Origin of the sequence: Desulfovibrio cuneatus DSM 11391 (assembly GCF_000430005.1) — a bacterium.
Taxonomy (GTDB): Bacteria; Desulfobacterota; Desulfovibrionia; order Desulfovibrionales; family Desulfovibrionaceae; genus Frigididesulfovibrio; species Frigididesulfovibrio cuneatus.
In genome coordinates, this window is the sequence record NZ_AUCY01000018.1 from 64,196 (window position 1) to 79,962 (window position 15,767).

The following is a 15,767-nucleotide window of genomic DNA, read 5'->3' on the forward strand; positions in this document are numbered from 1 at the left end:
GCTACCCACTACAACCCTTTGGGAAACCGCTTTTCGGTCATATACCGCCAGTACCGGGCAGGCATACACCGCCGCTGCAACCGGGGGTTCAGCCGTTCTTTAATTACCGTGGCTGTGCAGTACCCGCGCCATGCCTTTTCAAACAGGGTTTCCCCTTCTGCCAGCAAGTGGCTGGCAAGGCCGCCTTCCTGCACAAGATGGGCATCCAGGGTGGCATCCTGCAAGCGCCCGTCTTCAAAATAGACGCCCTGCCCGCGCACTTCGTCATAAATAAGCCAATTCTGGTCAGCAAAGCGCTCTACAAAATGCTCCACTATCAGGGGCAGCACATGGTAGCGCGGCCCAATAACCGCGCCGTATACCCCTTGCGCCGTTTTCTGAAAACGCACAAACCCTTTCATCAGGTGCGCTTCATGGGTGACCTGCCGCGCCAGCTTGGTTAAGGCCAACACGTCATCATCTGCCATGTTATGTTCCTGGCCCCTGGCCCCGTCAAACACCTTGCGCATAAAGCGGAACATGGTCATATCGGTTCCCGGCTCTTCCGCCAGCCACCCCAAAAGCAACATATGCATAACGCTGGCAGAAAGGCGCTTGCACAGCCCCGCCAGTACCCGCCCGCTCTTTTCTTCTGCCGTTTCAACCTGATGCACCTGGCTGGCATGCAGCGGGGGCACGTCCCCCGGCCCCAGCAACCCCGCCGGGAAGCACTTCATGGTGTAGGCGTCGAACAGGCAACTGAGCAGCCCTTCAAACGTGCCATCATAGCAAAAAACAACCATACACTGCACCCTGAAATAATTGCATAATTGATAGTGTTACTTTCCTTGGGGAGGTTCTGCCTCCCCAAGCCCCTCCGCCAAGGGCAGGCTGCCCTTGGAACCCCACATAAACGTTCTCTGCTTCGCAAGGCGAAACAGAGAACGCAAATGGGGGTCAAGGGGCGTCACGTCCCTTGTAGGAGGCCTGGGGGACAGCGTCCCCCAGCGGACATTAAGAGAATAGCGACAATTGATACGCCACCGGCTTCTTCCCGCTTTTGGTGGTGAGCATGGCCCGCACGGCTTCCGGCCCGGCCTCGTTCACCAGGGCAGCACCATTGCCAGGAAAGGCCAGAAAATGCTTGGCCCGGCGCATAACCACCCCCAGTTTTTGCAGGTGCTCCGGCCCAAGGCGCGCTGCCCGGCGGGCCCGCACAATGCGCTGGGCGCTTATGGTGCCAATGCCGGGCACCCGCAAAATTTCAAAATAATCGGCGCGGTTCACATCCAGGGGGAACCAAGCTGGGTTGCGCAAGGCCCACCCCAGCTTGGGGTCTATTTCCAAATCAAGGTTGGGGTGCTCCTGGCTGGCAATTTCTTCTGCCCCGAACCCGTAAAAACGCATAAGCCAGTCTGCCTGATATAAACGGTTTTCCCGCACCAGGGGGGCACCTTGCAGCACAGGCAGGCGTGCGTCGTGCCCATTCACAGGCACAAAGGCGGAATAATACACTCGTTTCAGTTGCGGGCCGGAATAGAGCATGGAAGAAAGGCGTAAAATGGCGTGGTCCGGCTCGTTGCTGGCCCCCACAATCATTTGGGTGCTTTGACCTGCCGGGGCAAAACGTGGGGCACTGCGCAGGCGCTTGCGCTCATCCTTACTTTGCAGCATTCCCTGCTGAATGTACTGCATGGGCAGGTACACGCTTTTATGGTCTTTCTCCGGAGCCAGCATTTTCAGGTTGCGTTCCGAAGGAATTTCAATGTTCACGCTAAGCCTGTCGGCATACAGCCCTGCCTGGTGCACCAGTTCCTGGCTGGCACCGGGTATGCTTTTCATGTGTATATAGCCGTTAAAGCGATGCTTTTGGCGCAGTTCACGCACGGCCCGCACCATGCGTTCCATGGTGGTGTCTGCACTGCCCACTACGCCGGAACTTAAAAACAGGCCTTCAATGTAGTTGCGCCGATAAAATTCAATGGTAATGTCCACAAGTTCCTGCACACTCAAAGCAGCGCGGGGAATGTCGTTGCTCACCCGGTTGATGCAATAAGCGCAATCATACTTGCAGTAGTTGGTATGCAGCACCTTGAGCAAGGAAACGCAGCGGCCATCGTCGGTAAAGGAATGGCACACCCCCATGGCGGCTGTGCTGCCTAAGCCAGCCTTCTGGCCCGTTTTTTTACCGCCTGCATTGCCACGCCCCACCCCGCTGGATGAACACGAAGCATCGTACTTGGCAGAGTCTGCCAGAATTTTCAGTTTGTGTAATGTTGCTTCGGTCATGCCTGCCTCCTGTTTGCGTTTATATATATGAACAGCGTTGCCATGTCCAGAGCAAAGCAGGCAAGTGCTTGGATAAATAAACGCCTGCCACAGAATTGCGGCAGGCGTTTATTTATTGTGTGCAAGGCACGAGTGCTGCCCTACAACGCTTTATCTTCGTTATGTCCTTACTGCACCACTTTGTTGGCTTCATAATGGGCCACCACAAAAAAGCGGAAATACAGAAAAGAAAGCACCAGCAACGCCACCCCGGTCAGGTAGGCCGTTTGCATGCCAAGCTTTTCCCCCACCACCCCGCCAAAGAACACCGCAATGCCTATGCCAAGGTCAAATGCGCTGAAAAACAGGGAATTGGAGCGCCCCCGTTCATGCGGGGCCACAAGGGTTGTGAATATAGTTTGGAAGGCTGGCATGAGCAGGCCAAACCCAAGGCCAATGAACAGGGCAGAGCCAAAAAACAGCCATTCGTGCCAGGTTATGGTAAATACAAAACAGGAAATAATGACAATGAAGTAGCCCGCGCTCATAAGGGGTATAAGCCCGCCACCATCAATAAAGCGCCCGGCAAACAGGCGGCTTATAATAAGCCCCAGGGCCATAAGGCTGAACACATAGCCCACGTTCAGGGTAAAGCCTTTTTCCCTGGCAAACAGGGAAATGTAGGTAAGGAGCAAGCCATAAATAAATGCCAGCAGGGCAAAGGCAATAAAAGGTTTTTTCACCACGGGCAAAAACAGGCTTTTCAGGCGCAGGGGGGCCTTGTGGGAAATACTGGTGGAAGGCAGGGGCCGCACCAGCAGGCCAATGGCAAGGCCCAGGGTGGCAACACCAATGCTACTGGCAAATACCACCGGGTAGGAATAGCGTTCCAACACAAACATGCCAATACTGGGGCCAAGGGCCATGGCCAGGGCGGCTGTTGCCCCAAAAAAACCAATACCAGCCCCCAACCGGGCCGGGGGCAGCACTTCCACCACATACACGGTGGTGGAAGTGGTAACCATACTGAAGGAAACGCCGTGGATTGCCCGCAAAAAAAACAGCAGGGTCAGGCTTGCGGGCAACAGGTAGCCTGCAAAGCACAAAGAAAACAGAAAAAAGGTCACCAGAAACAGGGTTTTGCCTTTATAGGCATCTGCCACATAGCCGGCAAACGGGCGTACCATAAGGGCACACAGGGTGTAGGCAGCCAAAATACTGCCCATGGCCACCGGGCCTGCCTTCATCTCCAGCGAAAGGTACATGGGCAACACGGGCATAATAAAATAGAATGCCACGAACAACAGCAGGTTTGCCACACAAATGGCCACAAAGCTAAGTGAAAAGAAGGATTCCTTTTGGGAAAACAGAGACCGGGAATGCATGGGAATGTTCCAGTAAGCGCAAAAAATGATGTACAAAGTGACTGTCAAAGACGCGCCGTGAAGTGTTGGCGCAGGGTTGCCCAAAAGGGCCGCTGCCGTGCGCTCGCTCCGGGCCTGATGTAGCACAGGCCACCGGTGTATGCAACGCCCTCCACCGTTTTCTTGGGGGAAAGAATTTCTTTACCACACTGCGTTTTTCTTGCATTATTGCCCTAGCCAGAGTAGTCTGCCAAAGCACTCTTTCCGTAATGGGCAGAGTGGGCTTTGGCCCTATGCGGCAAAGCCTTGGCGGGGTAAAGCAACCCTTTGGGTGCAAAGGCTGTGAAAACGCTACACTTTTGATGCGCCACATGGCAACGCTTTTTTCCCCGTAAAATCAGCCGCCCTTTATTCCTTCTTCGCCCCGCGTTTGTTGCCGGGCAGGCGGCCTTTCTTCTCCTCCAACCTGACCCCTCCAAGGAGGCATCATGATAGGTATTTCCAAACTGTACTGCGGGCAGGTAGAATCTTCGGATGCACTGCGCTATGGTCGTGATTCAGGCAAGCTGCCTTCACACCTGTTGCAGTTTTCAGCAGATAAAAAACCCGTAGTGGTATGGAACATGACCCAGCGTTGCAACTTAAAGTGCGTGCACTGCTACGCCCACGCCCTGGAAGAAAACGGCACGGACGACATTTCCACCCCGCAGGCCAAAGCCCTTATTGACGACCTGGCCACCTTTGGTGCACCGGTTATGCTGTTTTCCGGCGGGGAACCCCTGGTACGCAAAGACCTGGTAGAATTGGCCCACTACGCCACCAGCAAAGGCATGCGCGCCGTTATTTCCACCAACGGCACCCTTATTACCAAAGAAAAAGCCCGCGAACTGAAGGAAGTGGGCCTTTCCTATGTAGGCATTTCCTTAGATGGCGGCGAAGAAATACACGACCGCTTCCGCGCTGTGCCCGGCTCCTTCAAAAAAGCCCTGAAAGGCATTGAAAACTGCCAGGCAGAAGGCCTGAAAGTGGGCCTGCGCTTTACCATTAACAAGCGCAACCAAAGCGAAGTGCCCACCCTGTTCAAGCTGGTGGAAGAGTTGGAAGTGCCCCGCATTTGCTTTTACCACCTGGTGTATTCCGGCCGCGGTTCCGAGCTTATTAAGGAAGACCTGGACCATGCGGAAACACGCGCCGTGGTCGACATGATTATGGACAAAACACGCGATTTGTTTGAACGCGGCAAGCCCAAAGAAGTGCTTACCGTAGACAACCACGCCGACGGCCCCTATGTGTGGATGCGCCTGCTCAAAGAAGACCCCAAGCGGGCCGAAGAGGTGTTCCAGTTGCTCCAGTTTAACGAAGGCAACAACTCTGGCCGGGGCATTGGCTGCATTTCCTGGGACGGTAAAGTGCACGCCGACCAGTTCTGGCGCAACCATACCTTTGGCAACGTGCTGGAGCGCCCGTTCTCTGAAATTTGGAACGACCCCAGCATTGAACTGCTGGCCAAGCTCAAAGATAAAAAAGCCCACGTGGGCGGGCGCTGCGCCAAGTGCCGCTTCCTGCCTATTTGCGGCGGCAACTTCCGCGCCCGGGCTGAAGCCTGGTACGGCGACATTTGGGCACAGGATCCGGCTTGTTATCTGACCGACGAAGAAATCGGCATTAAATAGCGAAACACTCATTTATTGCGTTTGGCGTCGTTGCTTCATTTTTTCTACAGCGGGGCAGGGCAGAAGAGCCCAGCCCCCACTGTAGAAAAAACTTGCGCCTTGCCTAACACAAAAACTGAGCGTTTCTTAGGCCTGTGGTTGTAACTTCTTTTGTTTATGCTCTTTTCTTTGACCTATGCTTTCCACAACCCCCTGCAAGGGGAATAATGCCCCTTGACCCCGCATGAGCACTTTCCATTTCGCAAAGAGAAAGGTAAACGCGATTGCTGAGGATTTTTTGGTTCTGCCAAGGAAGTGAAGTTACGGGCGGAGTGATGTGTATAAAGACATACATGAGCGTCGCGCGTGACGAAACTGACGAAGGCAGAAGCAAAAAAGACCAGCAAGATGGGGTTCCAAGGGCATCATGCCCTTGGCGGTGGGGCATGGGGAGGCAGAGCCTCCCCATTTTTCTATCCTACCTATTGAGGAGTCCACCATGTTCTTTCGCGGAAGACGCCTTCGCACCTCTGCTGTGCTGCGTGATATGGTTCAGGAAACCCGCCTTGCTACCCAGAATTTGATTATGCCGTATTTTGTCACGGAAACGGATGACCCTGGGTTTGAAAAGCCCATTTCTTCCATGCCGGGGCAAAGCCAGTATTCATTGGATAAGCTGGAAGCGCGGGTAGCCCAGGCAGTGGATGCCGGGCTGACTTCCTGCCTGCTGTTTGGCATTCCTGCCAGCAAAGACCCGGCAGGCTCTGGCGCGTATGCTGAAAACGGCATTGTGCAGCAGGCTGTGCGCCGTTTAAAGCAGCGCTTCCCCACCCTTTTTGTGGTCACAGACGTGTGCCTGTGTGAATACACATCTCATGGGCATTGCGGGCTGGTTACCCCTTCCGGGCGTGTGCAGAACGACGCCACCCTGCCCTTGCTGGCAGACGTGGCCCTTTCCCACGTGCGGGCCGGGGCAGATATGGTGGCCCCTTCCGACATGATGGATGGCCGGGTTGCCGCCATACGCGACGCCCTGGACGACAACGGCTTTAAAGAACTGCCCATCATGGCCTACTCTGTAAAATATGCGTCCAGCTTTTATGGCCCGTTCCGTGAGGCAGCCGAATCTGCCCCGCAGTTTGGCGACCGTAAAACCTACCAGATGAACCCCGCCAACAGGCTGGAGGGCCTGCGTGAAGCGCAGGCAGACGTGGACGAAGGCGCAGATATTATTATGGTAAAACCCGCAGGCCCGTACCTTGACCTTATTCGCGACCTGCGCAATACCTTTGATGTACCCGTTGCGGCCTATCAGGTAAGCGGCGAATATTCCATGATCAAAGCCGCTGCCGGCAACGGCTGGCTGGACGAAACCCAGGCCGTGCTTGAATCGCTCATTGGCATTCGCAGGGCCGGGGCTGACCTTATTTTGACGTACTTTACTGAAGATATTCTTCATAAGAGGCTTCTCTAATGCATCCAAAACCCCCTTTTGAAGCGGAAGAAGACACAAAACCCCGCTGCCCCCATGCAGGCAGTGGCAAACCCAATCCCCACGGGGCACACCTTCATACCGAAGATAACACAAAACCCCGCTGCCCCCATGCAGGCAGTGGCAAGCCCAACCCCCACGGGGCACATCCCGGCGGGCATGGGGCCATGCGCGGCGACGGCCTTGCCGGCAACCCCCAGCGCACCCTGCCCAATGGGGCACCCCCTTTGCGCCTTATTGCCTGGGAAGTGACCCGTTCCTGCAACCTGGCCTGCAAGCACTGCCGGGCAGAAGCGCACCTGGAGCCATACCCCGGCGAACTTTCCACAGCGGAAGCCAAGGCACTTATCGATACCTTCCCGGAAACAGGCAACCCCATTATTATTTTTACCGGGGGCGAGCCGCTTTTGCGGCACGACATTTTCGAGCTGGTAGACCATGCCAACAGCAAGGGCCTGCGCTGCGTTATGGCCCCCAACGGCACCCTGATTACGCCGGAAAGCGCCCGCCGCATGAAAGAAACAGGCATTCAGCGCTGTTCCATTTCCATTGACGGTGCCACCGCCGCTGAACACGACGTGTTCCGGGGCGTGCCTGGTGCCTATGAACAGGCCATGAAGGGCATTGAGTACCTGAAGGCTGAAGGCATTGAGTTTCAAATCAATTCAACTGTGACCAAAACAAACCTGCCCCGGTTCAAGGAAATTTTCCACCTTGCGGAAAAACTGGGGGCAGCGGCATGGCACATTTTCCTGCTGGTGCCCATGGGCCGGGCCGCCCAACTGGCGGAAGAAGTGATTACCGCAGAAGAATATGAAGAAGTGCTCAACTGGTTTTACGATTTCCGCAAAACCACTTCCATGCACTTAAAGGCCACCTGCGCCCCGCATTACTACCGTATTATGCGCCAACGGGCCAAGGAAGACGGCATTCCTGTAACGCCAGACACCTTTGGCATGGACGCCCTTACCCGTGGCTGCCTTGGGGGCACAGGGTTCTGCTTCATCAGCCACAACGGGCAAGTGCAGCCTTGCGGCTACCTGGAAATTGACTGCGGCAACGTGCGCAAAACGCCCTTCCCGGAAATTTGGCGCGCTTCCAAGCCGTTTGTACAGTTCCGCACCCCAGCAGAATACCATGGCAAGTGCGGCACCTGCGAATACCACAAGGTGTGCGGCGGTTGCCGGGCACGGGCGCACAGCCTTACCGGGGAATACATGGCAGAAGAGCCGCTGTGCAGTTACACCCCCAAGCGCCCTGCTGCAAAGTAATTACAGAACAAGCCTGTTTGGCACATCTAAAGCAAGAGGAACCCGCTGCCAACAGGGGGTTCCTCTTGTGCGTATCCCCCACGCGCAGTAATGCATTACACACGCAGCAAATTTAATTTACTTGCACGCCTCTTCACAAACCAGATGAAAAGCTTATACTTCCTCAAATCCCCTTCCGTAAGGAAGCACTGATTCAACTGTTTTTGGAAATGCTACGTTTTTCGTTTGGCAAGGCACGAGCTTGTTTTTGAAACGCCGCCAAACGGAATAAAGCAGCATTTCCCCACTTACCGAAAGCGAAATCCCATGCCCCCACACATTTCCTCCCCCTCGCGGGTTTCTTCACGCGAAATCTGGAACCTCACCTGGCCCCAGATTCTCATGATGCTCTTCCAGTTTCTGGTGGGCTTTACCGACGTTGTGGTGGCAGGCCGCATTCACCCTAACGTGCAGGCGGCGTTTGGCATTATTATTCAGTGCCAGTTCACCCTGCTGGTGGTGGGCATGGCCCTGAGCAACGGCGGCATTGCCGCCATGAGCCAGTCACTTGGGGCAGGCATGCCCCTGCGGGCAGAACGCTATGCCGGGCTTATGACCACCCTGGCCCTTGGCCTGTGCGGCCTTATTGTACTGCTGGGCTGGGTGCTGCGCGACATTATTTTTTCCCTGCTCAGCGTGCCGCAAAACCTGCTTCCCCTTACCAACGAACTCTGGGCCGTTGTGCTGTGGGTTATTCCTGCCAACTACCTGGCCATACAAACCATGGCCATTTTCCGCTCGCGTAAAAACGTGCTCATTCCCCTGGCTTCCGGCATGATTATGTGCCTGTTCAATGCCATTGGGGACTTTGGCTTTGGCCTTGGCATGTTCGGCCTGCCCAATTTTGGGGCACAGGGCATTATTGTTTCAAGCCTTGTGGCCGTTAGTGCTGGCGCACTGTTCAACTGCTTCATGCTGTGGAAAAAGGGCTACATTTCCTCAAAAGCCTTTGCCCCCCTGCGCTGGCAAAAAAAGGCCGCCCCCTATTTGCTGCGTGTGGCCTTGCCTTCCGGTGGCATGCAAGTGCTGTGGCAACTTGGCTACCTTGTGCTGTTCACCATTACCGCCACCTTGCCCATGAACCAGGAAACTGCCCTGGCTGGCCTTACTGCTGGCATGCGCATTGAGTCATTGCTGTTTCTGCCTGCCATGGCCTTCAGTGCCACAGGCTCCGTGCTGGTGGGGCACTGCCTTGGGGCAGGCAACCCGGCAGAAGCAAAAAGGGTGGGGCTGCGGGTTGCCGCAACAGGGGCCATACTTATGAGCCTTGTGGCTGCCATTATGTTTCCCTTTGTGCCCGCCATTTCCGCCTTTGTGGCGCCAGACGCTGCCGTGCAGGCCCAGGCCATAAGCTACATGCGCTACAACCTTGTTTCCACCCCCTTTACCGTAACCAGCATGGTCATGACAGGCATCCTTACCGGGGCAGGGGCCACCTTGTACCCCATGAAGGTGAACAGCATGAGCATTTGGCTGGTGCGCCTGCCCCTGGCCTGGTTTTTAGGCCACATTTTGTGGCAGGACGCTGCCGGGGTATTCTGCGCCATGCTTATTTCCCAGTGCGTAGGCGCTGCGGCGCATTATTATGTCTTCTTGCGCCTTAACTGGTACAGGTTTGCCCTTACCGCCAAACGAACCCAACGAGCATAACATGACCCAAGAATATTCCCCCATTTCCCTTGCCAGCATAGAGCAGTACCGTACTCTGTGGCATAGTTGCGGCACCCGTGCTTCCGACTATACCTTTGCCAACCTGTGGGGCTGGGCCCCGCATTATGGCCTGCAATGGCGCTTTGAAGGCCCCCTGTGCTGGATGCAGCAAACAGCCAAAGGGGAAACCAAACACTGGGCACCCATTGGGGACTGGTCGGCTGTGGAAAACTGGAATGATTTTGCGGAAATTGCCACTGGCAATACCTTTATTCGGGTGCCGGAACGCCTTGCCCTGCTCTGGCAGGAAAAGCTGGGGGAACGGGTACAGCTTGAAGAAGCCCGCGGGCAATGGGATTATTTGTACTCGGCAGAAGAGCTTGCTACCCTTTCCGGCAACCGTTTCCATAAAAAAAAGAACCTGCTCAAGCAGTTTCAAAAAATGTATGAATACACCTATAATTCACTGAGTGAACACTGCGTGGAAACGGTGCTGAACATGCAGAATGAATGGTGCCGCTGGCGCGACTGCGAGGGGTCTGAAACCCTGCTGGCGGAAAACGACGCCGTGGCCCGCGTGCTTACCCACTGGCAAAGCATTCCCGGCCTGTGCGGGGGCATTATTCGGGTGGATGGCACGCCTGTGGCGTATACGCTGGCAGAGCCGTGCGGGCCAGATACCATGGTGATTCATTTTGAAAAGGGTGCGCCAAACGTGAAAGGCGTGTACCAAGCCATTAACTATTTGTTTGCCCAGGACCAGGGGAAGGGGTTTACCCTGATAAACAGGGAACAAGACCTGGATGAAGAGGGCCTGCGGCAGGCGAAGTTGAGTTATAATCCGGTGGATTTTGTGAAGAAGTATACGGTGACGGTGAAATAAGTAGCTATAAAAGAAACGAGAAAGAGGCGGCCTGGGGGCCGCCTCTTTTTTTGCAGGGAAGGGGGAAAACAAGAGATGGTGCGGCGCAAGCGCCAGACCATTCCTCTTTTCTTGTTTTGTTTGCCGCTCCGCGTGGGTGGAAACACGAAGTTTTTTCGTTTGGCAAGGCGCGCAGTTTTTTGCAAGGGCGGGCGCAGCAAAGCGCACGTAGCTGGGGGTGACGCGAAGAATTATGTAAGACTATTATGCAATAGTCTTACAGCGACTTCCCGCAGGGAAGACGCTCCAAAAAGCACGCAACACATAGTTTTGCAATGGTCTTTATTTAAAGAGGAGGAAACAACCGTAAAACGTTTTTTCCCTCATTTTTTTGGCCATGCCATTGTTCACCTGTTGCCATATGGGCGTTCTCCTTCTATGGTGAAAAAGCATGTTGTGCTCCATTAATTTCATGTCGCCTGCACGGCACATGCCGCGGTGTGGCATGTCATGCAACAAATACTAATAAACTGATTATTCCGTGTGGGAGACCGTATGAAAATGCTTTCTGATGCCACTGAAAAGAGTATTGCTGGTGGTTCCATGATTCGCCAGATGTTTGAGCAGGGTATTATGCTAAAAAAGCAGCATGGCGAAGAGGCTGTGTGCGATTTTAGCCTTGGCAACCCAGACCTGGCACCGCCAGCGGCAGTGACGCAGGGCTTGCGGGCTTTTGCGGAAACCTTGGGCAAGCCTTTTGCTTTGGGGTATATGCCCAATGGCGGCTATCCCTTCGCGCGTGAAGCGCTGGCAAAGCACCTGAGTATAGAGCAAGGCACCCCCATTGCCACAGAAAATGTCATGCTTTCCTGCGGGGCTGCCGGGGCGCTCAACGTCTTTTTTCATGCCGTGCTGAACCCTGGGGATGAGGTGCTGGTAATGGCCCCCTACTTTGCGGAGTATGGCCCTTACGTTGCCAACCATGGCGGGGTATTACGCCCTGTGCCCACCATGCCGGAAACCTTTGCCCTGAACCTGCCCGCCGTTGAAGCAGCCATCACCCCGCGTACCAGGGCGGTTATTATCAATTCGCCCAACAACCCCACGGGTGCCGTGTATACGCGGGAAGAACTGCAAGGGCTGGTCGCCATTCTGGACGCGGCTTCACAAAAGCATGGCCGCCCTGTGTACCTTATTGCAGACGAACCCTACCGCTTTTTGGCCTTTGATGGGGTGGAAGTGCCCAGCCTGCTGCCCATGTACCGCTTTGCCGTGCTGGTGAGTTCGTTTTCCAAGAATTTGTCTATGCCGGGGGAACGTGTGGGCTACATTGTGCTTTCTGCCCTTATGGAAGAAAGTGCCACCCTCATGGCAGGGCTTGTGCAGCTCAACCGTACCCTTGGCTTTGTAAACCCCCCTGCCATTGGCCAGCACCTGATGCTGGCAGCTCTCGGTTCCCAGGTGGACGCCAGTGTGTATGATGCACGGCGCAAAGCCATGGCTGAGGTGTTGCAAGACGCAGGGTATGAATTCCAAATGCCGCGCGGGGCGTTTTACTTTTTCCCCAAGGCGCCAGGGGGCGACGACGTGGCCTTTGTCAAGCGCCTGGCAAAAGAGCTGGTACTGGCTGTTCCGGGTTCCGGCTTTGGCGGGCCGGGGCACTTCCGCCTGGCATTTTGTGTGGACAAAGAAGTTATTTTACGGGCAGCACCGGGCTTCAAGCGCGCATTGAAAAGCTAGGAAGCACTGTCTCTTTCCGTTTGGCAGCGTTTCCTCATTCCGCTCCCTCGGTGGGGAAGATGCCGAAGCCCCTTTTGATCGCTTCATGCCGTCGGCGTTAGGGAAGAACCGTAGGGAAGCAGTAAAAAGCCTGCTTTCCGTAGTAAGTACTCAAGACAAAAGAAGCACCTTACATAAAGAATAGTGCATTGCCTGTTTTGCAAAAATGCGTTACTTGATAACGCTGGAGGACGCCATGGGAAAAGACCGTTGCCTTATGACAGCCCAGGAAATGGATGAAGCGCTGAACCGCCTTGCGGCTGCCATTATTGAACGCCATGGCAACTGCGAAAAGTTGGCCCTGGTGGGCATTCAGCGCCGGGGTGTTGCTATTGCCGCCCGCCTTGGCAAGCGCCTGAAAACCGTGCTTGGCCGCAGCTTGCCCCATGGTACTTTGGATATTGCCTTGTACCGTGATGACTGGAGAACCTCTGTAAAGCAGCCGGAAGTGTTGCAAACAGATATTTCTTTTTCTGTGGATGGCGCGGTGCTGGTGCTGGTGGACGACGTGCTGTACACGGGCCGTACCATTCGCGCTGCTCTTGAAGCCTTGGCAGACTTTGGCCGGCCCAGCCGGGTGGAGCTTTTGGTGCTGGTGGACAGAGGCCACAGGGAACTACCCATTCATGCGGATTATGTGGGGCTTACCGTGCCCACCCTGCGCAGCGACAGGGTGCATGTGCGTATGCAAGAGAATGACGGGCACGACGAAGTGTTCCTGGCCGCAGCCCCGGAATAATATTTACATTAATACGGGTTTATTATGTAGTGGGTTTGGCGCCTTCCCTTACTAAAGGGTACCTCTAAAAATTGTCGTCCTGGCAATTTTTAGAGAAGACTTGCCGAAATGAATTCGGCTTCGTCTTTCATTTTCAATACCTTGCAAGCATTGAAAATGGCGGCGCGTCCTGCGCCACACGGGAACCTCCAGTTTTTAGAGGTTCCCTAAAAGGACAAGGCGCAAAGCCTGCTTTTTGCCTACCCTGCTTCCTGGTCTTTTACCCCCCCCGTTTATTCAAAGGAGCTTCCCATGCGCCAGCGCACGTTGTGTTTAATTAAACCAGATGCCGTAAACCGCAATCTTGTGGGGGCTGTGCTGCAAGCTATTGAAGCAGAAGGCCTGCACGTGTGCGCCCTGCGTATGATTCACTTTACCAAGGCGCAGGCCGAAGGGTTTTATGCGGTTCACCGTGAACGCCCTTTTTTTGACAGCCTGGCAACCTATATGTGTTCCGGCCCGTTGGTAGCTTGTGTGTTGGAAGGGGAAAACGCCGTGGCCCGCTACCGTACCCTTATGGGGGCCACCAACCCGGCAGATGCGGCGGAAGGAACCTTGCGTAAGCGTTTTGCCCAAAGCCTTGAGCACAATTCTGTGCATGGATCAGATTCTCCGGAATCTGCTGCTGGTGAAATCGCCTATCTTTTTAGTACGTGCGATATTGTAAGCCGTTAGGGAGGCAACATGACAACTACTACTGAAGTGACAAATACAGCCAATGCAGCCCTGCCATTGGGGCTTATTGGGTGCGGGAACATGGGGTCTGCCCTTGCCCGTGGTATTTTAAACAACGCTACTCTTTCCAAACATTTCCCGTTACTTGTGTATGATAGAAACCCGGAAAAAATGGCGGCCCTGCAAGAACTGGGGGCTGCGCCCTGCTTTTCCATGCAGGAAGTGGCGGAAAAAAGCCAGTATATGATTCTGGCCGTAAAGCCTGCTCAAATGTTTGGGGTACTGCAAACCATTAAAGCCTATGTGACGATGGAACATGTGGCTATTTCCCTTGCCGTGGGGGTTACTATAGCTGCCCTGGACAGAGGCGTGGAACGCGCCTGCGCCGTGGTGCGGCTAATGCCCAACACCCTGGTGGCTGCTGGGCATGGGCATTTTGGCTTGTGCCTGGACGACCCGGATTTGCAGGATAAGCAGAAAAAAATTGTGCGTTACCTGTTTGCCTACCTTGGTGAAGTGGTGGAACTGCCTGAAAACAAGATGAATGCCTATGGTGCCCTGGCCGGGTGTGGCCCTGCTTATATGTATTACATGGCAGAAGGCCTGGTGGATGCCGGGGTAAACATGGGCCTTTCACGCGCTGCGGCCCGCGGTATTGTGCTTTCCCTTATGGAAGGCAGTGCCCTGCTTGCCAAGCAAACGGGACAGCACATCAGTATTCTGCGGGAAGAAGTCACTTCCCCCGGTGGCACCACCATTGCTGCTACCACCAGCTTTGATACTGCTGGCGTGCGCGGGCAACTTATTCAAGGGGTGCTTGCAGCGTTTGAAAAGGGCAAGGAGTTTGAACAGAATTAAGGTTGCTTGCAAGCAAAGCAGGACATTATAAAAACGCCATGAAATATAACCTCTATTTCATGGCGTTCCTTTGTAATACAAAACAAGAGGCTCGAGCTGTCGTTGGCGGGTATAGTCAAAAAATACCCTGAGTATTGCGAGGTGCTTTTTCGTTAATGCGGCACAACCAGCAACACCACTTATATAGGTACGAATTACGCAGGCTTTTGGTTTGTGGGGCACGCCAGCATATAGTAGTCATTGTTGTTGAACTGAAAAGTGCACACGGTATCCATTGTTACTTTTTTGGTATGAGCTGCATACGACCGAGGATTGATTTTGTTGATAAAGGTAATCATAATCGGGTAGCGATGCACCATGCTTGCAAGTGACGCATAAAAAATTGCATCAAACACACCAGTGCTACGGTATAATTTGTCAACACAAATTGGGCCGTATTGGTACGAGTTTTCTACGCTAAGTGCCTGCCCATTAAAAGAATGTTCAGGAAGTTTTTGTATCATATGAATAAATAATGGCCATGCAGACCAAAATTGCCATGAGGCTGCCATGGCGTAGGCAATAACGGTATCCCCATCCTTCGCAATGGTTATGCCACGTTCCTGTTCTATAAGCGCTTGAAGCTGTTCCTGGGTAAAGTTTGTTGTCACAAAACCGTCAGGCTTGTCCTCAGGGCTAATTGAGGTTACGTGATACCTTTTATGTAATGCGAGTATTCCTTCGAGATCATTCATTCCTGCTATTTTAATTTCCATTGTGTCCCTCGCTGCGATAAGGTGAAGTAACAATCATTGTGCATAAAAAACGGGCTCTTGCGCGGTGTAGCAAGGCTTACCCCAACTTTCCTGTGTGGTTATAGCCTGAACGGAATTGAATGTCATTTGCTTAGTACCTCCTAAAGGGCTTGCTGTATAAACACCCCCCCCGGCATAGTAGTATGCCGGGGGGGTTGTTGGTATTTCTAGCTTTCTATTGGGGGACCCTGTCCCCCAACCCCCTGCAAGGGGCGTGACGCCCCTTGACCCCCATTTGCGTTTTCTGTTTCGCCTTGCGAAGCAGAGAACGTTTATGTGGGGTTCCAAGGGCAGCCTGCCCTTGGC

General features: G+C 54.2%; 13 protein-coding genes. 9 read left to right on the forward strand and 4 right to left on the reverse strand.

The window, feature by feature from the left end; genetic code table 11:
• Positions 1-8 precede the first annotated feature (8 nt).
• The 3 genes from G497_RS0105485 to G497_RS0105495 form a co-directional block, all read right to left on the reverse strand.
• Positions 9-782 carry a TIGR03915 family putative DNA repair protein gene (locus G497_RS0105485; protein ID WP_027187406.1) on the reverse strand — a complete coding sequence of 258 codons (774 nt, stop codon included), beginning with the start codon at positions 780-782 and terminating at the stop codon, positions 9-11.
• A 211-nt stretch (positions 783-993) separates the two neighbouring features.
• Positions 994-2,268, reverse strand: coding sequence for a putative DNA modification/repair radical SAM protein (locus tag G497_RS0105490; RefSeq protein WP_027187407.1), 1,275 nt, complete (start codon positions 2,266-2,268; stop codon positions 994-996).
• A gap of 167 nt (positions 2,269-2,435) precedes the next feature.
• Positions 2,436-3,632, reverse strand: a complete 1,197-nt coding sequence (locus G497_RS0105495; RefSeq protein WP_034636799.1) for an MFS transporter — start codon at positions 3,630-3,632, stop codon at positions 2,436-2,438.
• Positions 3,633-4,099: 467 nt separating this feature from the next.
• Here G497_RS0105495 and ahbC point away from each other — a divergent pair, with 467 nt between their 5' ends.
• From ahbC to proC, 9 genes are all read left to right on the forward strand, one after another.
• A complete protein-coding gene (gene ahbC / locus G497_RS0105505) occupies positions 4,100-5,284 on the forward strand; it encodes a 12,18-didecarboxysiroheme deacetylase (RefSeq protein ID WP_027187410.1) in 1,185 nt (394 codons plus the stop codon).
• A gap of 478 nt (positions 5,285-5,762) precedes the next feature.
• Positions 5,763-6,737 carry a porphobilinogen synthase gene (hemB, locus tag G497_RS0105515; RefSeq protein WP_027187411.1) on the forward strand — a complete coding sequence of 325 codons (975 nt, stop codon included), beginning with the start codon at positions 5,763-5,765 and terminating at the stop codon, positions 6,735-6,737.
• A 185-nt stretch (positions 6,738-6,922) separates the two neighbouring features.
• On the forward strand, positions 6,923-8,026 hold the full coding sequence (ahbD, locus tag G497_RS16895; protein WP_034636832.1) for a heme b synthase: 1,104 nt from the start codon (positions 6,923-6,925) through the stop codon (positions 8,024-8,026).
• A 306-nt stretch (positions 8,027-8,332) separates the two neighbouring features.
• Entirely contained in the window at positions 8,333-9,715 is a 1,383-nt protein-coding gene (locus tag G497_RS0105525; RefSeq protein WP_027187412.1) for an MATE family efflux transporter, read from the forward strand.
• A gap of 1 nt (position 9,716) precedes the next feature.
• Positions 9,717-10,598 (forward strand): DUF2156 domain-containing protein, encoded by an 882-nt coding sequence (locus tag G497_RS0105530; RefSeq protein WP_027187413.1) that lies wholly within the window; start codon positions 9,717-9,719, stop codon positions 10,596-10,598.
• 534 nt (positions 10,599-11,132) lie between these two features.
• Positions 11,133-12,317, forward strand: coding sequence for a pyridoxal phosphate-dependent aminotransferase (locus G497_RS0105540; RefSeq protein ID WP_027187414.1), 1,185 nt, complete (start codon positions 11,133-11,135; stop codon positions 12,315-12,317).
• Positions 12,318-12,552: 235 nt separating this feature from the next.
• Complete coding sequence (gene pyrR / locus G497_RS0105545) at positions 12,553-13,095, forward strand: bifunctional pyr operon transcriptional regulator/uracil phosphoribosyltransferase PyrR (protein ID WP_027187415.1); 543 nt, start codon at positions 12,553-12,555, stop codon at positions 13,093-13,095.
• 291 nt (positions 13,096-13,386) lie between these two features.
• Complete coding sequence (gene ndk, locus G497_RS0105550) at positions 13,387-13,809, forward strand: nucleoside-diphosphate kinase (RefSeq protein ID WP_027187416.1); 423 nt, start codon at positions 13,387-13,389, stop codon at positions 13,807-13,809.
• Between the two features lie 9 nt (positions 13,810-13,818).
• Positions 13,819-14,667, forward strand: coding sequence for a pyrroline-5-carboxylate reductase (gene proC / locus G497_RS0105555; protein ID WP_051257867.1), 849 nt, complete (start codon positions 13,819-13,821; stop codon positions 14,665-14,667).
• Between the two features lie 194 nt (positions 14,668-14,861).
• Here the strand turns inward: proC and G497_RS0105560 are convergent, their stop codons facing one another.
• Positions 14,862-15,422: a GNAT family acetyltransferase gene (locus G497_RS0105560; RefSeq protein WP_027187418.1), complete on the reverse strand. Its 561-nt coding sequence runs from the start codon at positions 15,420-15,422 to the stop codon at positions 14,862-14,864.
• Between the last annotated feature and the right edge of the window lie 345 nt (positions 15,423-15,767).